This window comes from Enterococcus sp. AZ196 (assembly GCF_050498845.1).
Taxonomy (GTDB): Bacteria; Bacillota; Bacilli; order Lactobacillales; family Enterococcaceae; genus Enterococcus_A; species Enterococcus_A murrayae.
Genome location: NZ_JBIPAM010000001.1, coordinates 3102312 through 3127360, shown reverse-complemented (window position 1 = coordinate 3127360; position 25049 = coordinate 3102312). Strand labels below are relative to the sequence as shown.

18 protein-coding genes are annotated in these 25049 nt (G+C 39.0%); all 18 read right to left on the bottom strand.

Annotated features, from left to right (window positions below):
• Nucleotides 1-84: 84 nt before the first annotated feature.
• Nucleotides 85-1308 (bottom strand): MFS transporter, encoded by a 1224-nt coding sequence (locus IGI67_RS15030; RefSeq protein ID WP_429958224.1) that lies wholly within the window; start codon nt 1306-1308, stop codon nt 85-87.
• 114 nt (nt 1309-1422) lie between these two features.
• Nucleotides 1423-2595 carry a glycoside hydrolase family 3 protein gene (locus IGI67_RS15025; protein WP_429958223.1) on the bottom strand — a complete coding sequence of 391 codons (1173 nt, stop codon included), beginning with the start codon at nt 2593-2595 and terminating at the stop codon, nt 1423-1425.
• 179 nt (nt 2596-2774) lie between these two features.
• Nucleotides 2775-3479 carry a winged helix-turn-helix domain-containing protein gene (locus tag IGI67_RS15020; RefSeq protein WP_429958222.1) on the bottom strand — a complete coding sequence of 235 codons (705 nt, stop codon included), beginning with the start codon at nt 3477-3479 and terminating at the stop codon, nt 2775-2777.
• Between the two features lie 169 nt (nt 3480-3648).
• Nucleotides 3649-4260 (bottom strand): hypothetical protein, encoded by a 612-nt coding sequence (locus IGI67_RS15015; protein ID WP_207109973.1) that lies wholly within the window; start codon nt 4258-4260, stop codon nt 3649-3651.
• A 104-nt stretch (nt 4261-4364) separates the two neighbouring features.
• Entirely contained in the window at nt 4365-5306 is a 942-nt protein-coding gene (locus IGI67_RS15010; protein ID WP_429958221.1) for a rhodanese-related sulfurtransferase, read from the bottom strand.
• A gap of 166 nt (nt 5307-5472) precedes the next feature.
• A complete protein-coding gene (locus IGI67_RS15005; protein ID WP_429958220.1) occupies nt 5473-6732 on the bottom strand; it encodes a hypothetical protein in 1260 nt (419 codons plus the stop codon).
• Between the two features lie 158 nt (nt 6733-6890).
• Complete coding sequence (locus IGI67_RS15000; RefSeq protein ID WP_429958219.1) at nt 6891-7595, bottom strand: DUF975 family protein; 705 nt, start codon at nt 7593-7595, stop codon at nt 6891-6893.
• Nucleotides 7596-7688: 93 nt separating this feature from the next.
• Nucleotides 7689-9398: an immunoglobulin-like domain-containing protein gene (locus IGI67_RS14995; protein ID WP_429958218.1), complete on the bottom strand. Its 1710-nt coding sequence runs from the start codon at nt 9396-9398 to the stop codon at nt 7689-7691.
• A 79-nt stretch (nt 9399-9477) separates the two neighbouring features.
• The gene (locus tag IGI67_RS14990; protein ID WP_207109978.1) at nt 9478-10272 is read right to left on the bottom strand and encodes a helix-turn-helix domain-containing protein; all 795 of its coding nucleotides are present in this window, start codon (nt 10270-10272) and stop codon (nt 9478-9480) included.
• A 47-nt stretch (nt 10273-10319) separates the two neighbouring features.
• The gene (locus IGI67_RS14985) at nt 10320-11423 is read right to left on the bottom strand and encodes a hypothetical protein (protein WP_429958217.1); all 1104 of its coding nucleotides are present in this window, start codon (nt 11421-11423) and stop codon (nt 10320-10322) included.
• 22 nt (nt 11424-11445) lie between these two features.
• The gene (locus IGI67_RS14980; protein ID WP_429958216.1) at nt 11446-12186 is read right to left on the bottom strand and encodes a hypothetical protein; all 741 of its coding nucleotides are present in this window, start codon (nt 12184-12186) and stop codon (nt 11446-11448) included.
• 47 nt (nt 12187-12233) lie between these two features.
• Entirely contained in the window at nt 12234-13811 is a 1578-nt protein-coding gene (locus IGI67_RS14975) for a hypothetical protein (RefSeq protein WP_429958215.1), read from the bottom strand.
• The gene (locus IGI67_RS14970) at nt 13811-14587 is read right to left on the bottom strand and encodes a hypothetical protein (protein WP_429958214.1); all 777 of its coding nucleotides are present in this window, start codon (nt 14585-14587) and stop codon (nt 13811-13813) included. The genes IGI67_RS14975 and IGI67_RS14970 overlap by 1 nt, the downstream gene beginning before the upstream one ends.
• 43 nt (nt 14588-14630) lie before the next feature.
• Nucleotides 14631-15194: a signal peptidase I gene (lepB, locus tag IGI67_RS14965; protein WP_429958213.1), complete on the bottom strand. Its 564-nt coding sequence runs from the start codon at nt 15192-15194 to the stop codon at nt 14631-14633.
• 160 nt (nt 15195-15354) lie between these two features.
• On the bottom strand, nt 15355-17535 hold the full coding sequence (locus tag IGI67_RS14960) for a glucosaminidase domain-containing protein (RefSeq protein ID WP_429958212.1): 2181 nt from the start codon (nt 17533-17535) through the stop codon (nt 15355-15357).
• A gap of 14 nt (nt 17536-17549) precedes the next feature.
• The gene (locus IGI67_RS14955) at nt 17550-19304 is read right to left on the bottom strand and encodes a class C sortase (RefSeq protein WP_429958211.1); all 1755 of its coding nucleotides are present in this window, start codon (nt 19302-19304) and stop codon (nt 17550-17552) included.
• Between the two features lie 110 nt (nt 19305-19414).
• Entirely contained in the window at nt 19415-20131 is a 717-nt protein-coding gene (locus tag IGI67_RS14950) for a pilin N-terminal domain-containing protein (RefSeq protein ID WP_429958210.1), read from the bottom strand.
• Between the two features lies 1 nt (nt 20132).
• Nucleotides 20133-25031 carry a SpaA isopeptide-forming pilin-related protein gene (locus tag IGI67_RS14945; RefSeq protein WP_429958209.1) on the bottom strand — a complete coding sequence of 1633 codons (4899 nt, stop codon included), beginning with the start codon at nt 25029-25031 and terminating at the stop codon, nt 20133-20135.
• Between the last annotated feature and the right edge of the window lie 18 nt (nt 25032-25049).

The following is a 25049-nucleotide window of genomic DNA, read 5'->3' as shown; positions in this document are numbered from 1 at the left end:
AAATCAAAAAAACTTGACCAACGATGTAATTTTACATGCGCTGATCAAGTCTTGAAGTGAATATTAATCACTCAAACACCATATTTAGCTTTTTTCGATTTTCAGTTTTGCTCGACGATAAAAGACCAAACACAAAAGACTGAATAATAGAGTCAGAATTCCTGAGATCAGAAACCATTTTGCGATTCCAAATTTTTCTGACAAAGGACCAGCTAGTAACAAGCCGATCGGCATCGCTGTCGACATCACACTGCCAAACAGTGAAAAGACCCGGCCTAGCTTTTCTGGTGCGACAGTCTCCTGTAAGTAGGAGGTAAACGGAATATTATATAAATTTCCAACTCCGCCCATTAAAATACAGAAGAAGACAAACATCCAGTATCCTGTTAGGTTCGCCGGTGCTAAGCCGCTGCCGATGAAGGTGATCGCCAAACCGATGTTTGAAAGCTGTGAGGCTAACAATTTCTCTCGCCAATTCTTCTTCATTCCGATCAAAAAGGCACTAACCATCATGCCGGCTGCATAAGAAAATTCTACTACGCTAGCAAACCATGCGGATAATTCAAAATGAACATTCGTCATTAATGGAAATAAAATTCCTAATGGCAGATAAAAGATCATGATGAAAAAGGAAAAGAACATGACTACCAGCATTGGCGGATCTTCCTTAAATACGTTAAATCCATCCTTCAACTCCTGCAGATAGTGCTGCATACTCTCTTCGCTGCGGGGAATGTCTGGTACTTCTACAATCCATAAGGTCATACAAGCAGCCAACGCTCCAAGCAGGTCTGTCAATAAAATCACCCATAGCGGCATTGCCGCAAACATCACCGCACCTAGAACCGGCCCTAGCATAAAAGCACCCGATTGTAAAAATTGATTCCAGCTATTTGCTTTGACCAACTCTTCTTCCGGTACCAGTAAAGGAACGATTGCTTGAATCGAAGGCGTGTGGAATACATTTGCCAATGATCGTAAAAATAGGGCTGCGATCACCACTAGATAGCCAGGATTGCCGAAGAGAAACCAAATAGACAGCCCAAGTGCTACTAGGCCCATAAATAGATCCGCAAAAATTATGACATATTTTCGCTTCAGTCTATCTAGCCAAACACCGACAAAAGGGCCTAAAAAGATCTGCGGTAAATAGGCGGATAATCCGGCTAAAGATAGCATAATGGCTGATTTAGATTCATTGGTCAGCCACCAAATCAAGGCAAACTGAACAGCGGAGCTTCCAATCAAAGAAACCGTCTGTCCAGATAAAATCGTTAAATATTTTTTTCTCCATTGTTGTTTTTCCATAATTTCTCCTTTGTTTGTCGTTTGAACAAACAAGAAGTCCGTCAAACGTTAATTATTTGGCGATTCGATCAATTCTCAAACGCATAGAAGCACACATAAAAAATCCTCCTTTATTTACTTGATTAAACCTAATTCAACTTTCCATGTCAATAAACGTTCAACAGATTGTTCCAATTGTTCTTCGCTGTACTCCCCTTTTTTGATTGCTTCCAAGATATAGGGAATCTGGGTACTGTAGCTTGAGGATAAAATCATATCATTTCCTGCTTGCAGCGCCTGCAGCCCCGCTTCTTCCTGAGAAATGAAGTTTGCTAATCCTGCCATATCCATATCATCCGTCATGATCACACCTCTAAATCCTAACTCATTACGAATGACATCATGCACTGGTTTTGAAATCGAGGCTGGTCGATCACCATCGATTGCTTGAACAATATTATGTGAAACCATGATACTGTCAGCTCCTGCTCTGATTCCCGCTTCAAAAGGTAAAAAGTCGCTTTTTCTCAACTCATCTAACGAACGGTTATCCGTCACGATCTCCACATGCGAATCACGATTATTACCATATCCTGGGAAATGCTTTAAGGTGGAGCCAAGCTTTTGTTTTTTCATTTCCTCCACGCTTAATTTCACATAATGACTGGTTCCTTCTGCGTCCATCCCGATGGTCCGATCATAGATGAAAGATTGGGGCTCTGTTGATACATCCGCATCTGGAAACATCCCCAATTGAATCCCTAACTCGCCAAAAACCTGTGCCTTTCGATCGATTTCCTGCGTGATACCTTCCCAACCATTTTCTTGATACAACTCTTGGGGACTTTTAAACGCAGGGGAAACGATTTGATTCCGGCTTAACCGACTCACGATCCCGCCTTCTTCATCCGATCCAATAAACATAGGTGTCTTACTGGCTTCCTGATAACTCTCAATCACTTGTTTTACATCGGCTTGGCCTTTATTTTCCATGTCGCGATCAAAAAGTAAATAACCACCCAAATGGTAGTTTTGAATATCTGCCACTTGATTTTGCTCGGGTACACGTGCCATGAAGAGCTGCCCGACCTTTTCTTCTATAGTCATTGCTGCCAGTAGTTTATCGACTTTTTCTTTCACAGTCATTTCCTCATTCTTCGATTCTGTTGTTTGTTCTGTTTGCTTCGTTGTCTCACTAGATTTTTTCGAACTGCTATTTTCTGAAGAGTCTGTCGCAGTATTTCCACAGGCGGTTAAAATAAATAATGCCGATAGAAACATCAGACTCATTAAAATACTTTTTTTCACTTTTCTTGCTCCTTCATTGGATCGAAAAACTACTCTTTTATAAGATAGTTTGAGTAAAACTCATATCCATACAGTACTTCGCTTATATTTTAGCATAGCTTGCAAAAAGAACGCATCGTTTCGAATTTTGCAAAAAAAAACGCCGATAAAAAGTATCGCTACTTTTATCGGCACAGTGTTTACTTGTTTTGGACAGCGACATCTTTACGAACACGATACCCCTTGCCCCAAATGGTTTGAATGATTTCTTGATCAACCTCAAGAATTTCCAATTTCAGCTTGATATTTTTTACTAAAGAAGATAGCTGAGCCAATCTTGATTGGGAAACATTCCCCCACAGAGTCATACACAACTCATCACGCGAAACGATCTCGCCTGGATGGCTGCGCAACTTCTCCAATACCTGAAGCTCAAGCGAAGATAGATTAATCAAAGTCATCGCTGAAAGACCTTTATCTTCTTCCACGGTAACACATTCTTCTGTTGCGACAGGTTCGAACGATCTGCCGTGGTACTGGGTTGCCACTTCTGCTAACTGCTCCCGCAACACTTCAACTGAATCACTATTTTGAACCACTCCAGTTAAGCCTTGTTCAATTAACGCTGCTCGTTCCTCTTCACTAAGGTAGTGGTCGACCTCACGCAAAATACTCTGACTGCGCTGCTTTAATTTCGGCAGCATCAATTCCATTTCGTAACTTGAAATTGTTTCACCAATAATAATAATTGGGAAATGATTTACTAGTTCAGGAATACGTCCATCCATTTGAATTTCATCTAAAATACTCGTAGAACAAAAAACTTCATAATTTAAATGCTGCAATTTATTGGTTATAATTTCTTCCGCCAAAATATTTTTAGTTAAAACTAATACTCGAACCATCCACTCGCCCTCATTTTCTATACAAGAATAACTATGAATAAAATATAACTTAAATTTAAGCAAATAAAAGGTCTTTTTTTAGATGATATTAAATAAAATTATGAACATTCCTAACTATTTCGCTTTTTTCATTTTTAAATAAAGAAAAACCGTGATTTATTATCACGGTTTACACTGTTACCTTATGCAATTCTTTTTCCTGTTTAACAGCTTTCTCAAAGATAGGTAAGTTAAATTGTTTGTACAATGCTCCTGCAACAAAGTACGCAATATTGAAATCCACTAAGCTGTGAATCAATCCGCCGATCCCCATCAAGATAAAGACTGTGTACAAATAGCCTTGTGAATAGAAGGTATCTGGCATGTTTCCCATGAAGTAAAAAGCTGATACAACAATCATCTCAGCAGCTGCATGAATAACGCCAATCACTAAATTGAATACCTGGAAGCGTCCATTTGCTAAAGTGAATTTTCCATCCTTCAAAACAAGTTCTGGATGTTTTTGCAGATAACTTGCTCCGATCCAAGCAAAAATCAAATGAGAAAAGGCTCGTAATGCAATGATCGGTGTGGTTGAAATAAAGAAACCAAACGTCGTTCCGAGAACGACCGCAAGTGCTACTAGTGGTGAAAAGAACATCGCGATAAACACAGGCACATGGCTTGCTAAAGTAAACGATGCTGGTCCAATGACGATTTTCGGCATGACCATCGGAATCAAAATTCCCAATCCAATCAATAATGCGGAAATCGTTAAATTTCTAACAGAATTATTTTTCATTTTCTCCTCCTACATATGTCAAGACACTTAATTCGTACTTTAGTGTAGATCAAACCCTTCGATGTGTCAAGACAGATAGAGTGAGAATTTTTTGAAAAGTTTCACTAGTTTTCAATCAAAGCGAGCTGTTCCTCTCGTTCTTCTGTTGTCATTTGGTGTTTTTTTACGTAGCGGTTATTTGGATTTTTAGCGCAGGCTATTGAGCATGCACCTAAATATTTTGCTTCATTTTCTTCTGAGACCAACATTTGACGATTGCATTCCGGATTGCTGCAATTGATATAGCGTTCGCAAGGTGTACCGTCGAACCATTCTTTACCGATGACCTTTTTATCCACCTGATTGATCTCCACACTGATACGCTCATCAAAGACGTACATTTTGCCATCCCATAGCTCACCACGTGTGGCTTCATCTTTTCCATACGCCGTGATTCCTCCATGAAGCTGAGCTACGTCCTCGAAGCCTTCGCGCAACAGCCAGCCAGAAAATTTTTCGCAGCGAATTCCGCCGGTACAATAGGTCACAATTTTTTTATCCATAAATTCCTCTTTATTCTCACGAATCCATGCAGGCAATTCACGGAAGTTATGGATCTCTGGGCGAATCGCACCACGGAAATGACCCAAATCGTATTCATAGTCGTTCCGAGCATCAATGACGACAGTCTCTTCGTCTAATAAAGCTTCGCGAAACGCTTGCGGTTCCAAGTATTTACCAGTCAATTGACGAGGATTTACATCTTCTTCTAAATGCAACGCCACTAATTCTGTTCGTGGACGAACAAATAATTTCTTAAAGGCATGACCTTCGCTTTCATCCATTTTAAAATAAGTGTCCTTAAAACGCTCATCGCTCAACATGACCTCCATATAACGATCTGTCGCTTCTTTTGTCCCTGAAAGTGTGCCGTTGATTCCTTCTGGTGCAACTAAGATACGTCCCTTGATCCCCAGACTACGACAAAACTCAAAGTGCTCTTTAGCAAAAACCTCCGGGTCTTCGATCTTTGTATAGTTATAATATAGTAATACACGATAATCCATATTGATTCTCCTCCAACATTTATAGTCCATAAACTACTATAGGAGATGGAAATCGTTTTTTCGAACTTGATGCTTGTGTAATCAGTTACAAGAAAGAATCCTCTTGTAAAAAATCTACAAGAGGACAATTAGTTAATCTACTATTCTATCTCTGAACACAATTACATTATGGATTTGAAAGCTCAATTGATAGATCGTCACTAGTTGTTATACGCTCAGATTTTGCATTGTAAAGGTTGACATTTAGTAGATAGTTTTGATTCTTGTAAAGCTTTTCGTAAGATTCTTTGTCTAGTAAGAAAACTAAATACTTAGTAGCATTGCTTCCTTTTCCAATATTTTTTGCTCCAGTATCCACTTCCAACATATTTTCACTCATCATCTTGACTTTATTACCAATTGTCAAAGTGGCATAGGTGCTGTCGACATCCAGCGATTCCTCTCCTTCATTTTTTACATTGAGTTTAACTGTCAGAAGGACAACTCCAGAATCAAATTTACTAAATCTTGCTGCTTGGTCTTCGTTTGGTTCAAATGAAGAAACTTGATAGCCTTCTACAGTAACATCTACCTCTTCAAACTTTTCTGTTTTACCTAATTCTTTTTCTTGTATCATCGTTTTTGTACCCATATTGTCCTTCGTAGCCTTATCTTCATAAAACTCAGAACTGGCAGACTTGCTGCTGCTTCCTTCGTCAGATAGAGCAATGACTTCTTTTTTAGGTTCAACAATGGCATCTTCCTTATTAAAACTATTTGCTTTGCTATAAAGCCCTGAAAGATTGAATGTAGCTGTTCCAGTTTCTAAAATTTTTTCCATGGCAGCTGGCTTGATTGCTAAACCTACGTATCCTGAAATTTCTTCATTCGGTTTAATTTCATTTTTCTTCTTGACTAACTCGCTAACTAAGTCTTCTCCTAAAAGATCTGCATTGCGACCAACTAAAGAATCATAGCCAACTACACTCATTGAAAAGCTTGGGCTAGCATAAACGCTTTTATCACTATTATTTTTGTAAGTCGCTGAGACTAACAATACGCCACCTTCTTTGACTTGATCACCAAAAGGAGTACGAAAATTACGCGAAAAATTTTCGATCTTAATATATTTATAGCCATTTATAGTAAAACTGGCTTGATCATTGCCATTGACAATAGGCTCATCTTTTCCAAAAAGTGTTGTCAGCTTTTCTGCTTCGGTGTTCTCTTTCAGTAATTCTTGTGCTTCGCTCATGTCGTTTTTTTCAGTTTTTTTGAGAGCTTCTTGTTTGCTACTACTAGCTTCAGTAGTACTTTCTTTTACCTTTGAGCTACTAACAGAAACCTTTGATTTACTAGTTTTTGAGCTATCAACCTCTTGTTTACCACACCCGCTAATTCCTAATAAGGCGATTGCTGCAAGAGAGAGTATTACCTTTTTTTTCATTTTATCCCTTCTTTCATTAATCATGTTTGACATTCCTATTTCTAATTAAAAAAAGATTGGACTCACCCATATCTTTTTCTAAAATTTATTTATACTAACCCCACTTTGTCCACTCCATAAAAATAGTATTTTTGAAATACTATTACTCAAAATCAATTTTATTTTTGGGTTTTCTCTTGCAAATCTTTATAAAAAGCAGCTCTAGTTGCAGAAACATAAGGAGCTATCCATAAGCCAGCAATACCTAATGTTAAGGCGACGATGAGATACCAGCCAATAAAAGTAATATCCAACCAAAACAAACGTTTTTTATGACCATTCATTAAGCGTCGACTTGCCGTGATTGTATCTAAAACTTTCGGTTTTTCACCCGTTTGTCGAACCTGATCGTAATAGATAAAATAGCATTGAGAGTATGCGTAAATTTTTATAATTCCTGGAATCAAAAATAGAATCATCCATAAAGAACTGAAAATGGTATAAAGTAGTGACAGTAGAATTACACCACCAATGTAAGTTCCCTGAAATCCCCGAAATACATCTTTAAATGGTGCAATTGCTGTCCGTTCCTTTCGCAATAAATCCAAATATGTCCAAGAAATTCCGCTCATAAATAATGCGCTGATAATTGTGGATACAAGACCCATTCCTCTATCTGCATTAGCTAGTTGATAGTCTATAGCAAAAGAGGACAAACTAGCGGTTGTTCCGTGAGTAGAATACCAGACTAATCCAGATAATGTAGAAAAGATCAGCACACCTACAATTAATAATGTAGGAATAAGATTTAAAAGAATTGCCTGACCCCATCTCCCTCTCAGATTATCTTTTGCTTCTAGTTTTAATTCAGTAGTTGTTTTCATAACCAATTAAACCTTCCTAATAAAAAAGGGGGAAGTATCCCCCTCTTTTCTCAATATGAAATTCGCAAATATCAGTAGAGCTTTCTCTACTTTTTAATTCTTAATATTTTTTTCAGTGATTTTTTTCTTAAACAGAAATGCACCAACACCTGCACTCATAATCAAACCAATCAATGTCAGGAACACATTACTTGAAGACTCACCCGTTTTTGGTAATGTTGAAGCTGTCTTTACTGAACCTTTTTGTTCCGTTTTCACTGTCGTAAGCTTACTTGTTACCTTAGGACTTGTCTTTTCACTATTCACATCTCCAGCTGAGTCAATAGTTTGCGTCGGCTCATTCTTGTTAGCTTCAGATCCGTCATCTTCAGCTGGAATTTCTCTCTCTTTGACTGTCAATGTCATTGATTTTTCTGCTGTTTTTCCTTCATTTGTTATAGCAGAAAACATGATTTCGTGTACTCCAGGCTCTACTAAAGTACTTCCCACGAACTTAACTTTAATTTTCCCATTAACAACTTTAAATCCTGTAATAAAATCATCTGGATTTTCAGTTGTTGCCCAAGCCAAAATCATTTCTTTGGTTAATTTGTCTCCGACATACATTACTTTATCTTCAACAATAATGTTAGGTAAACGATCGCTAATATCACTTACAACATTTACATTGATTGTTTTTGTAACTACCGTACCCGCAGCACTTTTTGCTTGATAAGTCACTTGATAGGTACCTGCTTTTGAGGTATCAGTATTGTCTGACAAAACAAAGATTCCGACACTTGAAGCATCCGCGGCTTGACCTAATTCTGTCTCTGTACCATTGACATCTGTCTCATAGCCTTTAGCATAGCTATAAGGATCGAAAGTATCGCCTACATTTAACGTGACATCCTTCGCATCAATTCTTACTGCGCTATTATCAACAATTGTGATATTGACAATTTTTTTGGTTACTGTGTTATAACTTGAAAGAACGGCAACTTCAACAGCAATTGTGCCTACTTTATCTGTTGAATGATGGCCCGAAACTAAAATATTTAATGGCCCGATAGGAAGAACGGTGCCATCAGCATCCTTCACCACAATACGATCCCGAATAGCTTGAACATAATCAGCCCCTTTAGGTAAACTAAAGTCAGCTAGTTCAATACTGTACATACCAACATTTGTATCGACTACTCTAATATTTGCAGACTGAGTTGCGGTTTGTCCTTTTGAATTCGTGACTGAATAAGTAAGTAAGTAAGAGCCGACAACATTTACATCAACTGTACCTGTATACGTTACTTTTGAGGTAATGTCTCCATCTGTTTGATCTGTTGCACTCACTCCAGCCATCGGATCAAATGCAGTTCCTTTAGGTATTGACTGAACTGGAATGATATTGATTGCTGGCTTTGAATCTGACGGTACATTGGGCGGAAATGGATTCACATCTAATGGTTTTACTTCTGCTGGCTTTTCTTGTACCGCATTTTCTTGCTGAGGTGCCGCAGGCGCTGGTTGCGCTGGTACTTGTGTACTAGCTTGAGGTGTTTCTGCTGTTGGTGCAGTATTGCTCGGCGTTGACACCTCTGGCGCTGGTGTTGCTACTGGATCAGGAGCAACTGGTGTTGATACCTCTGGCGGTGAAACTGGTGCTTCCACTACTGGCGCTGCAGGTGCAACAGGTGCCTCGGTTGCTTGAGTTTGTTCGTGTAAATTTGTCTCATTTTCAGCAGCGGTCCCCGTTTGAGTAGCAAGAAATGCGGGTAGTAACACCGATGCTATAGTGAATGTTGCCAAATATTTTCTTCTTTTCATTTTTCTCTCCCTTTATTCTATAATTATTTATCTAACCTCAAAAGAGGATAAGATCATCATTTGTACACTTTCTTAAAACCTATCCATTTGAAACAATGCTTTTGTAAAGTTCATCCGTTTGAATATGCTTAAGTAAATTCTGATTAATTCTATATCCTTTACCCCACAATGTATGGATAGCGATTTTCTCTAAATTCGCTTGCTCAAATTTCATTTTAATTCGTGTTACCGTGCTGGAAAGAGAAGCCAAATGTGATTTAGTCACATCTTCTTTCCAGATTTTGTGACAAATTTCTTCTCGAGTAACAATTTGATTTCCTGCTTCGATTAAAATCGATAAAATTTTTGATTCAGTTTGGGATAATCGATGCAGCGTCTCAATAATACGGCGATTGGATTCAGTGTATCTGCCTGTATCTTGAAGATAATTTGATCCAATTAGTGAAACTTTGCCTGACAGTTGAACAACATTGCTATTCTGTTGGGTACCTTCCGTTAGATTTCTGTTTTTCTTCAGGTTATACAAGCATTCGCGTAATTCATCAACAGAGTCTCCTGAAGAAATAATCGCATTGAGTTGTTCAAATTCTAAATATTGTTGATCTGCTTCTGTCACATTTGATTCTACTTTTCGAATAATAAGGACAGGGTAATTCTTTAAGATCGGTATGAGTTCTATTACTTCTCCCTCACAAATTGTTTCACTTAAAATGACATATTGGAAAAGATTAAAGAACTCTCTTGCATCCAGTTGTTGGCTACATGTTTCAAAAATTTTTGAAGAACAATAAACCTCATAATTCAATGCCTGCAGCTTTCGTTGAATTTCTTGTTCAGCTAAAACATTTCTAGTCAGAATCAAGACTTGATTCATAGTAATCTCCCCTACCTAAATAATTATTATTTTGCTCTTTCAATAGCTTATTTATACTCTTTTCGTGAGATCACAGAGACTTTTGGGTATTCGTAACGCCCCTTAAATTCTTCTATATCTGGGAGATTACTTTGTGCCAATTGATCCACACGACTCTTCAACTCTTCATAGATACTCATAATTGTTTGGCGAGACTCATCTACTTCACATGAAATTTCTTTGGCTCGATCATAAATTGTTTGAAGTTCTACTTCAGAATCTTTGACAATTCGTTGAGCATCTAATTTAGCTTTTTCTACCATCCGGTTAGCTTGACGCCGAGCGGAAATCAAAACTTCCCCAATTTCATGTTGGGAATGCGTAGCTTCTTGCTTCAACGCTTCATTTTCATTTTCTAATTTTGCGATTTGGTGCTGCAATTGCGAAATAAGTTCACTCTCAATTACAGAGTCTTTACGTTTCTGCTCTTCGATCAATTGCTGAACGAGCTCTTCTTTTTCTAAAATTAGTTGGTCCTTATGCACGATTAATTGATCCAGTTGAGCGACCTGTTCTTCTTTTTCCTGAAGTTCATTCACTACACTCTCCATTTCTCGTTCGATTTTCTGGATAGCTTCGTGATATTGAAGATCGGCATCTTTTTGGTCTCTAGTGAATTTGTGAATTTGCTGTTTGGCCTCTTGCAGCTCATTTTCTAAGGTCTGATAACTTTTCAATGATGTCTGTAAGGATGAAACTTTTTTTTCTGCTTCTTCTAGTTGTTCCTTCAAATATCGTGACTCTTTATTGTCTTGCAAACTCTGAATTTCTTGTCTATTTCGTCGAACTTCAGCCTCTAAGTCTTGAACCTGACGACGATTTTCGGCTTTTTCTTCGCCAGTTCTAATTAATGCCTGCTTATATTTCTCGTTTTCTTTCATCAAACGCTGATTCTCTAATGTACTTTCTTTTGTCAGCTTATTCAGAAGATCATCTTTCTCACTGTTCAAACGTTTCAACTCGGCAATTTCATCAAGTTGCTTTTTTGAATATTTTTCCGGTAGAGTGTTCGGCTCTTCCTCAAATAGAATGTCTTCTTCTGGAACAGAATTAATCTCATCAATAATATTCTTATTGAAAAACCAACCATTTTTCTTTTGTTGTGCGTTCATAGTAACTCCCTCTCCTCTTTCTTTACTCATCTTCTTGGATCAATGAAAAATCTTCGTCCGCTTTCTCACGAGAAAATGTACAACTATACGTTTTTTTCTTATTTTTGTCATTCATCAAGTTCATCTGGAACGTAATCTGGGTTAACTTCGATACATCTTTTGCTTCTTTAGCAAATGCCTTGATGTTATCCTTTATTTGCTGACGATTTTCTTCACTGCCAGAGTCACCCGCTAAAGCGATATTCAGTGTCTGAGTTGGGATATCCAATACGATCAATGTGGTAGAAAGCCCGAAGTAAGAACTCACCTTCGTCGACAAATCACTCTCTATCTCGTATTGCTTCTCACGATTTTCTTTTGAAAATAATTCATCCCATGGATATTTCTTCAATCCAATTCCTTTTTTGGGATATTCTTTTATCGGTAATTTCGTAACAATTTGCCTTTGTTCCTTTTTCAATGTATAAAGCTCATCCTTTAGCTGATTGCTTCGTTCCGACATTATATATACCTGTTCTTCCATCTTAAACAATCCATAAGTGGTCAGTAGGAGACCCATTGCCAAAAAAATTGTTAGATAGAGCAAAGCGGATACATGCTTTTCTTGTTCAGTCTGCTTGACAAACTCCAGCTTTCGCTGAAATGATGGTGATGTATCCGTTGGTGGATTTAGTCGCTGTAATTGTACTTTTATAACCATTCGGCGAAACCAAACAATGAATACTAAAATGACCAACCCTACACTAATCCAGTTTATGATCAAAATATGCTTATCTCCTTTTCTTCGACTTAGTCAACTATTGCTTTTGTTTAGTTTCGTGTTGTATCAAAATATTCGGAGCGATTCTGATCTTGTTTATTTTTCTTTATCTCCTTCAACAGTGTTCCGTTGGAAAGTGCCTCTACCTTGAATTCCAAATCATCATAGATAGAAAGGACATTTTTTCTTGATTCGGAGACTTCGATCAAGATTTTTCTCGCTCGGTTACTGATATTTTCTAATTCCAATTCTGCCGAACTGATAAGATGTTTCGCTTCCGTCTGTGCTTCTTCAATCGTTCTATTCGCTTGTTTTTTCGCTGAAATCAGGACCTCACCGATTTCCTGCTGTGACTGAATGACTTCCTTTTTAAGCTGTTCATTTTTTTCCATCAGCTCATCGACTTGTTTCTTAGCTTGAATCAATTCAAGACTTTCTTCATTGGCTTTTTGTTCTTTTAACTTACTTAGTTCGATTTGAGCATCTGCTAAACGACTTGCCAGCCGTTCTTTTTCAGCCTCTAACTGATCCAAATTACTCGTCTTCTCTTCCAGCTTCGCAATCTCTTCATGGGCGTCAAACAAGGCACTGTTGAGTGCTTCTTTTTCAGCTGCGAGCTGATCGATATCTTCAATGGTTTCTTCTTGAATTTGTTCTTCTGGTAATTGTCCTTGTTCCCCAACATCCATGTGTGATTCCTCCAATGCATTTTTAAGCTTTTGAGCAACTTGTTCCTTTAACTGCTGAATCGTCTGTCGGTATTTGGCATTCTCTTCCCTGAGACTTGTCAGTTCGGCTTCGGTTTCTTGTTCTTTCTCATCAAGCAACTCTAGCAATGTATCATTTTCTTCTTGAAGCTCATTTACCTTTGTTTCATTCTTTTGATTAATGGTATGTAATTGCTGATAATCTTGTTCCAACTCGTTGTATTGCTTTTTCAACTGATTAAATTGATTGATTTCTTCTTTATGATCTGCTTTAATCTGAGCTAATTTTTCTTCTTTTTTCTTATTCTCTTCTTGCGCGTCTAGGTAATTCTTTTGGTATTCCTCAAGCTGTTTAGTTACTTCTTTCAGTTTTACTGATGCTGCTTCTCTTTCCGCGTTTTCTTTTTGAGCACGTTCGTCTGTATCAATTAACTCTCTTTGTTTTTCATTTAACTGCTGCTGAAGCTGCTGGACTGTTAATTTTGTTTCTTTCTTCTCTTCATCTATTTCGGCAAACTTTCTTTTCCAATCCCTATCTCGTTCTTTTAACTCATCTTCTAGTCGAATGCGTTCGAATTCTAATTTCCCTTTCAATTCATCATTCTCTATTTCTAGCTCCTGAATACGAGATTCGGTCTCCTTTTTATACATGGCCAGTTCTTCTGGATTTCCCTGAATTTCTAGCCCTGCTGGTGGAACAACAATTTTGCTTTCAGATTCCTCATCCATTTTCAGATTGATAAGGCCTTCTTGTTCCTGAATAAAGTTTTCTTCCTCATCCATCATTCTAGAAGTCTCGGAGTTATTTTTAGTTTCGCTGTACAGCTCTTCTGCACTCAACTCTTCTTCGGTAATATCGTTAATAAACTCCTTCAACGCATTCGTTGACAGCCATTTTCGTTTTTTCTTATTCTCTGCCATTAGCCTTTCCCACCGTCATTCTTTAGATTCTGCTCAGATACATTTTTTTTATTGAAAACACCCTCGCTGTTCTCGCGAGAATAATTCACACAGTAGACAACCTTTTTCTCCTTACCAACGGACGTAATCATCCGAACATGAATATTGGTCAGCTCGGAAATGCCTTCCGCTTCCTTCGCAAAACGATCAATATTTTTTTGGATCGTTTCTTTACTTGCCTCATCATCTGCTCTGCCTTTCAATTGAAGAGACATCGTTTTCGGTTCTGACAACGAAACGCTCGTCTCAATAGAACCAAAATAAGGCATCGTTTGTTGGGAAATCGTTGCTTCCATTTGACTCTGAAGCTTAGAATCTTTAGTTTCCGTAGTTAATTTATTCCATTCATGCGCTTTGAGTCCGATTCCTTCATCCGGATAGTTTTTCAATGGAATGCTTAATATAAGCTGTTCCTGTTGATATTCCATCCCTTTGATACGGTCCTCTAATTGAGCATTTTTACTTTTTAATTTTTGATGATCCTCCGCTAAGAATAAAAACGAGCCAATAAAGAGCATCAATCCAAGCCCAGTCATCAAACAGATGAGTAGTAAGTAACGAATGTGTCTCGCTTGTTCAAGCTTTCTCAGGTAGTTAACCTTTCGGCGAAACAAGGGTGATTGATCCGGTTCCTTTTGAATTGCGGCGAATCGTAAATCAAAGAGTAGTCGGATAAGAACAAAAATAATAGCTAAAATAACGAACCCAGCACTGATTATTCCTAGTATGATCGTCATTCCTTCACCTCTAGCAGGTTTTTCTTATTCATTCACTATTCGCCTACTTTCTGATCACTGATGGAAGATGGAACTGAACAGTCCCCTCGATTTCTTTTTTATCGACAAAGCCGAATGTTCGACTGTCTTTTGATACATCAATATGGTCGCCGGTCGTGAAGTATAACCCTTTAGGAATCTTCGTTAAGTCTTGAAATTTTTCAGCAACTGCTGGAGATAATTGAAAGGTATACGTCGTTTCAAAATCCCCCTGCTCACCTATACTCAAGACCATTCGATCGTTGCGGATGAACATGGTGTCTCCTGGCATCCCAATTACGCGCTTCACAAATTTTCCATCCTCTCCTTTGACAGAAAAAGCAATTACATCGTATCGGTGAATCGGATTTCGTCTCTTCACTAAAACCATGTCCTTTTCCGTCAACGTCGGACTCATAGAAGTTCCTGAAATTGGGTGAAAACTATACTCTCTGCGCACGAGTTGTCCTGAAATGAACAGGACAACCAGCAATAAAAGAGTGAGAATAGTGAGAACTAGACTCTTTGCGATCGATCGTTGCGGCGGATGGTCTTCTTTTTTTATTTGACGTGAGCGAACAGTTGCCATAAGTTACGGTGCTCCTTTTTTTGTGTTAATAAATAAATTTTCTATGGAAAAATCTGTCTTACTCTTAAGTCGCTTATCTTTCCGTACATTAATAATTAGCTACGACTAACGTTTGTTAACTTACTGAAGCAAGAAGTAAAGCTGCTAAACTGAACTTGTCTTATTTTGCTTTGATATATGAAACTTGATCAGATGTCGCCAAGGCAGTATCGATCACTCGATAGGAAATTACTGTACCGCCATAGACATTACCTTCTGAAATCAAGATGCCCTCAGGTCGAACGACTTCCACAAAAGCCACATGTCCATATCGCGGATCTGATCCAGCGACCCCTGGCTTGAAGGAAATCAACCATCCAGCCTTCGGTTTCTGGCTGACCTCATAACCTAAAGCTTTACCTTTGGTTGCCCACTGGCCACCGTTGCCCATGTAATCATCGACGGTTTTTCCTAATTGATTCACACGGTTGAAGGCATACCATGTACATTGACCAACTGGGTAGGAGCCTGAACTGTTGTAATCCACTCCGTTGTAATCAGGATATTTCATCATAGAACGATATTCTTCTGGAATTTCTTCCTTTCCTTTAATAAAAACTCCTGATGTTGTTCCTTCTGTTTTCGGTTGATCGTATTGTGTTAGATGATATAAGGCAATAATCGAGTTTAATTTTTGTCCATAGCTCGTGTCAGTCGCATAAGTCCCGGTCAATACGTTCGTTGTGCGCAAATAATTTTTCGCTTCAGAACGCCATGCTTGTTGATAATACCCAGCATTTCCAGAAATCCCCCCACGCAGTAGTTCCACATAATCCCCTAAGGATGCCGCGTAATTTGGATATTTACGAAACGCTGAATTGATGGAATATAGATCCCCATTACCGCGATCTTCCTGTGTTGCCATTGAAACGGACTGACCTTGATAGGTTCCTTTAATTCCGAACAGATTGTAGTTAGGCGCTAACGACAAACTACTTGTTCCGGAGCCGCTTTCCAATAACGCTTGAGCGATCATCACAGAGGCAAAAACATCGTAGTCTTGTCCCAACTTGCGAGCATCTTCGCCAACCGTTTCAATGAAGTTTTTCGCACTATCGTTTTCAGTGAAGTTCATGGACGCTGGATATTCCGCAAGGACCTGTTCACCATATTCAGTCAATGATGCTTCGGGCAATTCCTTAATTAATAGGTCTTCATCTAAATCAATAGATTCCACTACTACTTGACGCTGTGTTTCTTCTGATTTTTTATTCGAAGTTTCGTCTGATTTACTCCCATTTGTATCGGATGTCTTTTCAGCATCTTCCTCAATTTCTACATCATCAACCGTTAAATAATAGTCATCCCCGATGTAGATTCCCAGCAACGTCGTTTTATCTTTTTTCTTCTGGTACAACAAACTACCCACACTGATTTCTTCCGGCAGTTCTTTTGGTGTCCCAGTACTCTCTTTTTCAAATAAATCATGGTATACATCCGTCGCTAGTTGCTCAGCGTTGTAATCCTCTTCCTGTTCTACTCCAAGCTTTTTAATGCCTTCATAAATCACTGCCGCATGGTTTTTATTTTCAAAGCTGCGAAGTAACGGTAGCTCGAAGCCCTTCAAATCTGATTGAGCGACTTCCGTCGTTTTCAGCTCACTTGGCAGCTTCAAGGCACTCGTCTGCGAAAAGGCCTCTGGTGCAGTCGGTGCGACAAATGAATTGGCTTGAACACTTGTCGTATTTGGTGTCACCGGAGCTGCCGCGGCAGGTGTACTTGGCACAACAGGTGTTGGCGCTGGTATGACTGGTTGCTTTGGTTCCTCTTGTCTTTGACTAGTCGAGGACTGCACTGGTACCGAACTGCTTGGTGTTGACGCACTCGGCTTCGTTTGGCTGGGCTTCGTACTACTTGGTGTTGTACTGCTCGGTTTTGTGGTACTTGAAGTAGACGAACTCGTTGAAGGCTTCGTCGAACTTGATGTACTACTAGAAGAGGGCGCTGTCGAGCTCGTCCCGGTCGAAGGTACTGTTGTACTACTCTCAGTCGGCACCGATTCCGACGTTGCCGGAGGTGCTGGTTCTGATGGAACAGACGATTCTGGCATTTCTGACGACTCCGCTACAGGAACTTCGGGTTCTGCAACGGGAACTTCCTCAACGACTTCTGGCACGATTGCTTCAGTTACAGGTGCTTCACTGCTCTCTGGAACAGTGACCGCACTTTCTACGGTTCCTGTTTCTACTATTAAAGAGGAATCGTTGGTCAGCTCTCCCGCCTTTAATGATCCGCTGCGTATGCTAACTAAGCCACCAATAAAGACGAGCAGCCCACAAGTGCCTAATACTATCTTTTTCATACATGGGTTCCTTTCTAAATCAAACTAAAGAATAAAATCGGTAATAAGAAGAGTAAAAATAAGGGCACTACCGTCTGCATCGGGTCAGAAATGATCTTCGCAGCCAACGTCATGCTTACCCGCTCAGGTTTAGACACCGGATCCTTTTTTATCAGAGTGCCATCGATCTCTCCTTCATTTCGCTTAAGCTTCATTTGTTGGAAAAGATCCTCCTCAGCACCATGTAAAGGTTGTACACTCTTGAGGTCTCCTTGAACAAGACGCCGATAGATCGTTCCGATATCCCCTTCACATCGTAAGAGGGTCAGCTTCGCGATCCCATTCTTCGGCTCCTTTTCCACATAGGACACCTCGGTCTCTTCGATGATCTTGTTCAAAGACACCTCATAGACATACACTTGCTTAAAGTCCGTCGCATAAATCAGCTGTCCCTTCTTTAAATCCTGGATACGATGCAACAACACGTCTTTGTCGAATATATTATGCGCCAGTGCGACATAATTTCCGCGGCCTAACTGTTGGTCGGAGCGGTAGGTCGCCGCTCCGGTTAACAGATTTTCATTCGCCATCCCTGCTAGAATCGGAAGATCGATCGACACATCTGGAATGACAATTTTTCCAATCCCCCAGTTATTCGTTGTGTTCTGGACGACCGATTTTGCTTTCGCGTAATCTGAAATTTTCACACTGGCGATTTGTTTCTCGCCATAGTTCGCTTCGTTGATTTTATCGATATTGTAAGCACTCAGTTCTTCCCGAGGCCCGATATTGACTGCGGCAGACGCCGGTTCTTCTTCCATGTGGAGATACCCGTAGATGGCGGTGACAAGTACCGCCGTCATTGTCACAAACAAAAGGATGAAGAGCGTTTTCGTAACTAGGAATAATCGTTTCAAATTCTTTCGTGCCTTAGCCGCAATGATCGGATCCTCCGATCGGAATCGTTTGATGAAGCGACGATACAAGCCCATGAGTAAGGCGAAGATCGCGACATTCAGTCCCAAGGTGGCCAAGACGATATTTTGATAGCTCCACGTATTGCGTTTCTTGACTTTCCGTTGAACAGCCGTTTTGTAATCTACCCGATGCCCGGTGACTAACAGTCGGAACGTATTGATCCCCGGTGGCGTACAGGTCAATAAGGTGGCTTTGTCCTTGCCTTTATGAATCTTGACCTTATCGACATCACTTGGCAAAATCTCTTCAAAGGAATCGATCTCATACGCCAAGCGTTTGCCTAAAATATTGATAAAAAACAAATCGCCTTCTTTTAAATTTCGAATATCGGTAAAGAGCACCTGGTTCTTGACCCCACTGTGTCCCGTAATAACTGAGTGAGTATTTTTCCCACCGATTGGGATCGAGGTAGGTTCAAAATGCCCCAAGCCCTTCTCCAATGTTTTGAATGACGTGCCGTGAAAAAAAGGCATTTGTTTGATATCAATCGCGGGAATATCGACGGTTCCCATGACATCCCCTTGTTTCATGATTTTGTTATAAACCACTGGATCACCCTTCGGTAATCCTTCTTGCTTGTTATAGATGTACTTGTTATAGGCTTTAGCTAAGGCCCACTGTTCGTCTTTTTCTTTTTGCGACATCTTTTTCATCGTGTCGTCGTACTCAGATACCGCCTGACTCCGCTCACGATTGGCTAAATAATTCCCTACAATGGGGTAAAGAAGCGTCAAAACACCGCCAACGATCATCAGGATCGCGAAAATCTTTAAAAAGGAATGTTTTCGTTTTGGCTTGTTTCGTTTCTTCATGACGAGTCCTTCTTTCCAATAGGGTTTGACAATTTGAAAGAAAGAATCAAGGACACTAAAGGGTACGCATCCAAGATTCTTTCTTCACTGATGATGCACAAAATGAATTCTTAAAAAACATCTTTCTTACGATAGATACTGAACATTCCGACACCGCCCATGGCAATGATCATCGCGAGTATCCACATCAATACTTGCGCCGTGCCAATGTTTCCACTGGTTTGCGGCAGCTTCTTGATTTCCCCTTTTTCATCTACTTCGATCGGAGTACCGTCCGGTCCTTTGGTCACAGGTAATTTAGGGGTATCCCCTAAGACACTGGATTTCGGATAGATATAGACTTCATTCAAGGGTTCCCCCGTCTGTTGAGGAAACGGCAGCTCGACGACAACAGGTTCCATCACGTCTTTTAACTGTGCGTGTTCCTTTTCAACAATCTGGTACATCCCCTGAACCAAATTTCCCGCATGCGCTAGACCTTTTTCATCCGTAGTCACGGTGGTATGGAATGCGCCATCTCCTTGTACAGGTTCAAATCCTGCGCCGCCTTGAATCGGCGTTACACGAGTAATCTCATAAGACATTCCTGCCAAAGGATCCAGATTCTTTCCATCCGCATCCTTGACTTGATCAGCTTTTGTCCCATCTAAGGGCATCGTATCGGCAATCTTGGCAAAATCAACAATCTTATATTTTTGGATAAAAATGCTGTATCCAGTATTTCCTGCAGTTTCAGTGTTGTCTGCTTCGGCATGAGCAGACAACACCCCACCAAAGCTCGGGAAGAAAATAAACAAACAGAACAACAAACGACGTAGCTTTTTCATTTTATTTTCCTCCCCTTCCTTTGATTGGTCGAAAATGCAGGAAGACACCAGTCATGCCAATTACCAATAGACTTGCGGCTCCAATCAGAATGAATCTCATGGCTTTGGTTCCACCAGTAAATGGTAGTTCCGTTTGGCCCTTATCTGGGACATGAACGATGGCGATATGGTTATACGTTGGGACTGTGACTTTGATTGGATCCTTCAATAATTCAAATCCATCTGGCGCTTTGGTTTCAATAATGGTGTAATCTCCTGGTGGCAGACTGCTGAATTCTAACCAACCATCGCTGTCAGTTTTAACCGGATCACCAATCTTATCTGCTGGATCAGGATTATCGCTGTCCCCTTTATATAATTGAAATTCCGCACCTTTTAAGGCATTAGTGCTACTTGCTTCAATCTCTGCATCGCTTAATTTTCCATCGCCGTTCGTATCAATTACAGTACCTTCCTCATACTTGAAGAGCTTGATCTTTGATAGACGGGTCAGCCCAGCGTTGACATCAGTCACATGATGAACCTTATCCGTTCCCGTTAGTAATGTTGGTAAATCCTTCAATACTGGGTGATTGTATTCAGGTGTTTTGAAGGTATCTGGATCGGCTTTAGAGTTTAATTTTGGATCGCTGCCAACTAACTGTTTGGTCACAATAGCAATTTTTTTCGTAACAACTATATCACCCACCATAAACTCAGCGAGATACTCCCCTTCAGGAAGATCTGGAAATTGATATTTTCCCTTATCCTGTCCAGTCGTTTTAGTTTTGATCAATGAATTCCCTGAACCATCAACAAATTTTTGACCAGTCAGGCTCTCCTTAACTAACTGTTTTTCATAACTACTATTTACTAGGCTTGTCCTATAAAGTTTCACTGAAATATCACCAACAGGATCCTCATTCGACTCGATTACCCCGTTATAGTTATCGTCATACCAGACATATCCTGTTAAATCTCGGCTCAATACTTGAGTTTGAACAATATTACTATTTACCGGAAGTTTAAGATGACTGTTAAAGGTAGCTCGATTTCTATAGATATTTGCTGTTTTTTGTCCTTGTACTGAGATTGTGACTTCGAAAGCCAACTTATCTCCAATACTTAATTCTTCAGTTGAAACTAAGAATCCCTTAGCATTCTTAATTATTGCAGGTTCCGAATTTCCTGGAACATATAATCCCCAGCCGTAAACGTCATTGGGATCCGTTTTCTCAGACGCTGCATCCGTTGTATAGTTAATCGTTCCACTACCTTCAACAATTTTGATATTCTTGACAGTATATGAACCGTCAAAGTTTGAACCAAATGAATCGCCATTATAAGGTAGTACATCCAAAACATTCACTTTAGAAAGTTTGTCAGAACTGTAATTTTCCAACGTAATTTTATAAGTAATATCACTTGATGCTGCTAAATCAGCATCGTCCTTCTCTCCTACCTCAATCAAACTTTTATTTACTTCTTTAGTTAGAACTATTTGTTGGATCTGATAGAGTTGAACCTGGCCAGCTGAGCTTCTTTGTACCTCTCTGGATGTGTCCCTCTGACTAGAATCGCTTTGAACCCACATTTCACCTACTGTTTTTACTCTAACGTTTGCTAAAGACTGATTATTAAAAGTTAAATCCCGTAAAGAAGGCAATGTTTCAAAAATAATCTCAACTGTGTCCCCATTACTTGGATTAACATTGCTAAAATTCCAAATTAGAGTCGTCGTTCCATTATCATTCTCAACAACATCTGGTTCTTCTGGTAGGGGGTCTCCTCGACTATCTACTGACGAACCAACGCTATACTTAAGTCCCTTTGGTAAAGTGGTTGTTAATTTGACTCCGTAATCAACTTTTCCCTCAGTTAATAAATTACCCTCAACTTTCCATTTCACATTTTCATTTGTTTTATATGTTGGTTTATCTGGAGTTGTTGTAGTTTGTATCTTAAACGACTTGATGAAAATACTATCCCCATTTAAATCACTTTGCTGTTTCAACATATTTCCTTCAGAATCAAAAGTAGATGGAGTAAATCCTTTATAGGTATCCGAGTTTGGGTGTTTTCCTACCAAATTTTGGAAAGAGTCATACCAATAAGTATTAGATAGAGCAGCAGTTGAATTTCCATATTTGTCTTTGTCACCTGCTATACCAATAACTTTCACTGGTACTCCTTGCCAGATTGAGTAAGTTTCATTAAGCTTATTATTCACAAATTTTACGGCAGATATTTTCCCATGAGCAATGGCTTCTTCTGGTGAGGTGTACCAATCATATTGACCTTCCACTGCCGTTTTCTCACTTATAGTTAAGTTGGGATGGTTTCTTGAACTTTTTCCAACTCCATATCGTGTTTTATTTTTGATAAATAATCCAGACGCTGAACCTTGAGAATAAAGGCTTCTATCCATATCATATTCAAATGAATTGGCATTCCAACGAATAATCGTCTGAACTTGTTTAGCAATAGCTTGATTTACAATACTTGCACCACCAACAAATATCTTAGCTTCTCCTTGGCCGACTGTTGCATCACCATTAGTATTTGCCCAGGAATTTGTACTACTTAATCCCGAGTAATCTAATCCTCCAGGATCTCTGACAAAAGTTGCTACTTGTGTGTAGCTTCCTCTCGGTATCGTTATATCAGAAATAGTAACAACCGAATTATCTGAATAATCTTGATCTTCATACCTAATTTTTTTAATTTTAAGATCTGTACTTAAAATTCCGCCTTTAGTCTTATTTTGAAGATACTGCCGTGTCCACTGGACAACCATCATCGAACTTGAGAATATCTTTTCATTATTATTTGTCTTTGTACCGGATATTAAATTGTAGGTATATGGGTTATAAATTGGCGCATATTCAGAATTAGCAACTTTTATAGAAAGTCCATCATTTTTTACATCAACTTTTCCAGTATCGTAAACTCCGATTTTTTGCCTTTCTTCTACGCTCGGCTCTACTACGTGGATTTCTTCAGTCTTACCATTGGGAACAGGAATTCTTGGAAATTCATCCGTAAAATTGAAAGTGTTATCGAAAAGTAAATTTTGGGTCCATCCAGTTTTTTCAGATGTCGCAACAGTAGAAGCTAATGCCCAAACCGGTCTAGTGTGCGTTGTAAGACTCGCAGTTTCTGAAGTTGGAACAGAAATTGGGGTTCCACCTATCGTTTCTTGATAAACGGTATCTGATCCTATTTCTACTTCTATTTTTCCATTTGGGAAGGTTGCCCCTCTAAAATCTGAGGGATCTCTTCCAGAAATAGATTTCAACCCCAATGTCATCCCAATACCTACCGCATCCCATCTATCATTTCCTGTTGCTTTTGATGCAAAATCACTAATTAAAACTCTATTTCCTTTTATTAAAGTAGGTTTAACAGAAGATTTGGCAGATACTGTAATCTTATCCAAATTCAATTCAGGCATATCTGCTTTATCATATGTGAGATTCATTTCTTCGGTTTTGCCGGTTTTATCATTTTGAGCACTGATAATTGTGATTTTCATCGCAGGATTAATTATCGTATTATGTTGAGCTCCATAAACATTTACAATCATCGGAACCATAATCGCGTAATTTCCCACACCTTTAATAGTTGACTCACTAAATCCTATGGACTCCTTTGTATTATCTGAAGTATCAATCAATTTTCCATGTTCACTGTCAACAACTTCGGCATTAAACCGTTGTTTTCCAGATGAATCTAAAGAATACGCATTAGGCAGATTCATTTCGACCCGATATTTTATGTTTGAATAGGTAGTAGTTGGATCGTTTGCTTCCAATGAAAAGGCTACCGCATAACTTATAGAATCAAAGGATCGTACTCTATAATTGCTGGAACCTGAGTCGTATCCAGGATTATCATTTCCTTCATCAAATTCATCTGTTCCATCTTTTATGTTCATTTTTATTCCTGTTACCGAAATTGGTGATGAAGTATTTTTTTCTTCTTTTGCATTTGCTGTTTTTATTGGTAATTCAATTGCTTTAAAAGAATCTTTCTCTTCGTAATCTTTTTTTAATAACTGATCAATGACTAAGTCACGTTCTGTTTCTTCTTTCGTTTGCTTTATAGACTTTGATTTTTTTTTCGTTCTATTTTCTGCTTGTTTAGATGTTTCTTTTCCCTCACTACTAGTGGCTGTCGCCGGTTTTACATTGCTTGAAGATGAATTCTTTTCTATTGTCGTTTTATCTTTATCAAAACTGTTGCTAGTTTCTTTGCTTTCAGAAGAGTCCGCTATTTTTTCTAATACTTTGGAAGAATCTACATTCTCCTTTTTCTGATTAAAACTAAAAAGTATTTGTTGTTCTTTTGTCTTGGGTACTTCTAGTGCAACATTTGTAAGCTTTTTGTTCGTCTTATTAGAGATACTTAATTGAATTTTTTGTTCTTTTTCCAATAATAGACAATAAACATTCTTTCCTTTTTCCTCAACATAAAACAAATGACTCTCGATTCTCTCAGCTTCTTGTGATGAACTAGTCTTACTATTTGAAGTTGATATTTGTTCAGTTGTCTCTGTACTTTCAATATTCTCTTGAGCAGATTCGATTAAATTAGTATAATAAGTGAGTTTATCCTTCGAAACCTTTTTAGCAGGAATAAACTCATTCTTATCATTGATAAAGCTCACTCCATAGTTATCTGATTCCAAAAATCTCAATACTTGTCTTTTTTTAGAACTCATTTCTAGAAGAATGGCCGGCTCAGTGACTGAATAATTTTCATCGACTTTTTTTCCATTGACTTTTACATCAACCAAATGAGTGTTATGGTCATCTGCCTTCAATGGATTCCACTGGTAGACGGAAAATGTGGCTACCAGTAGAAAGAAGATTGGAAGAAGAACTGCGACTATTGCCTTTTCTTTGATTTTCTTGCGCACGGTCTGTCCTCCTTTCTG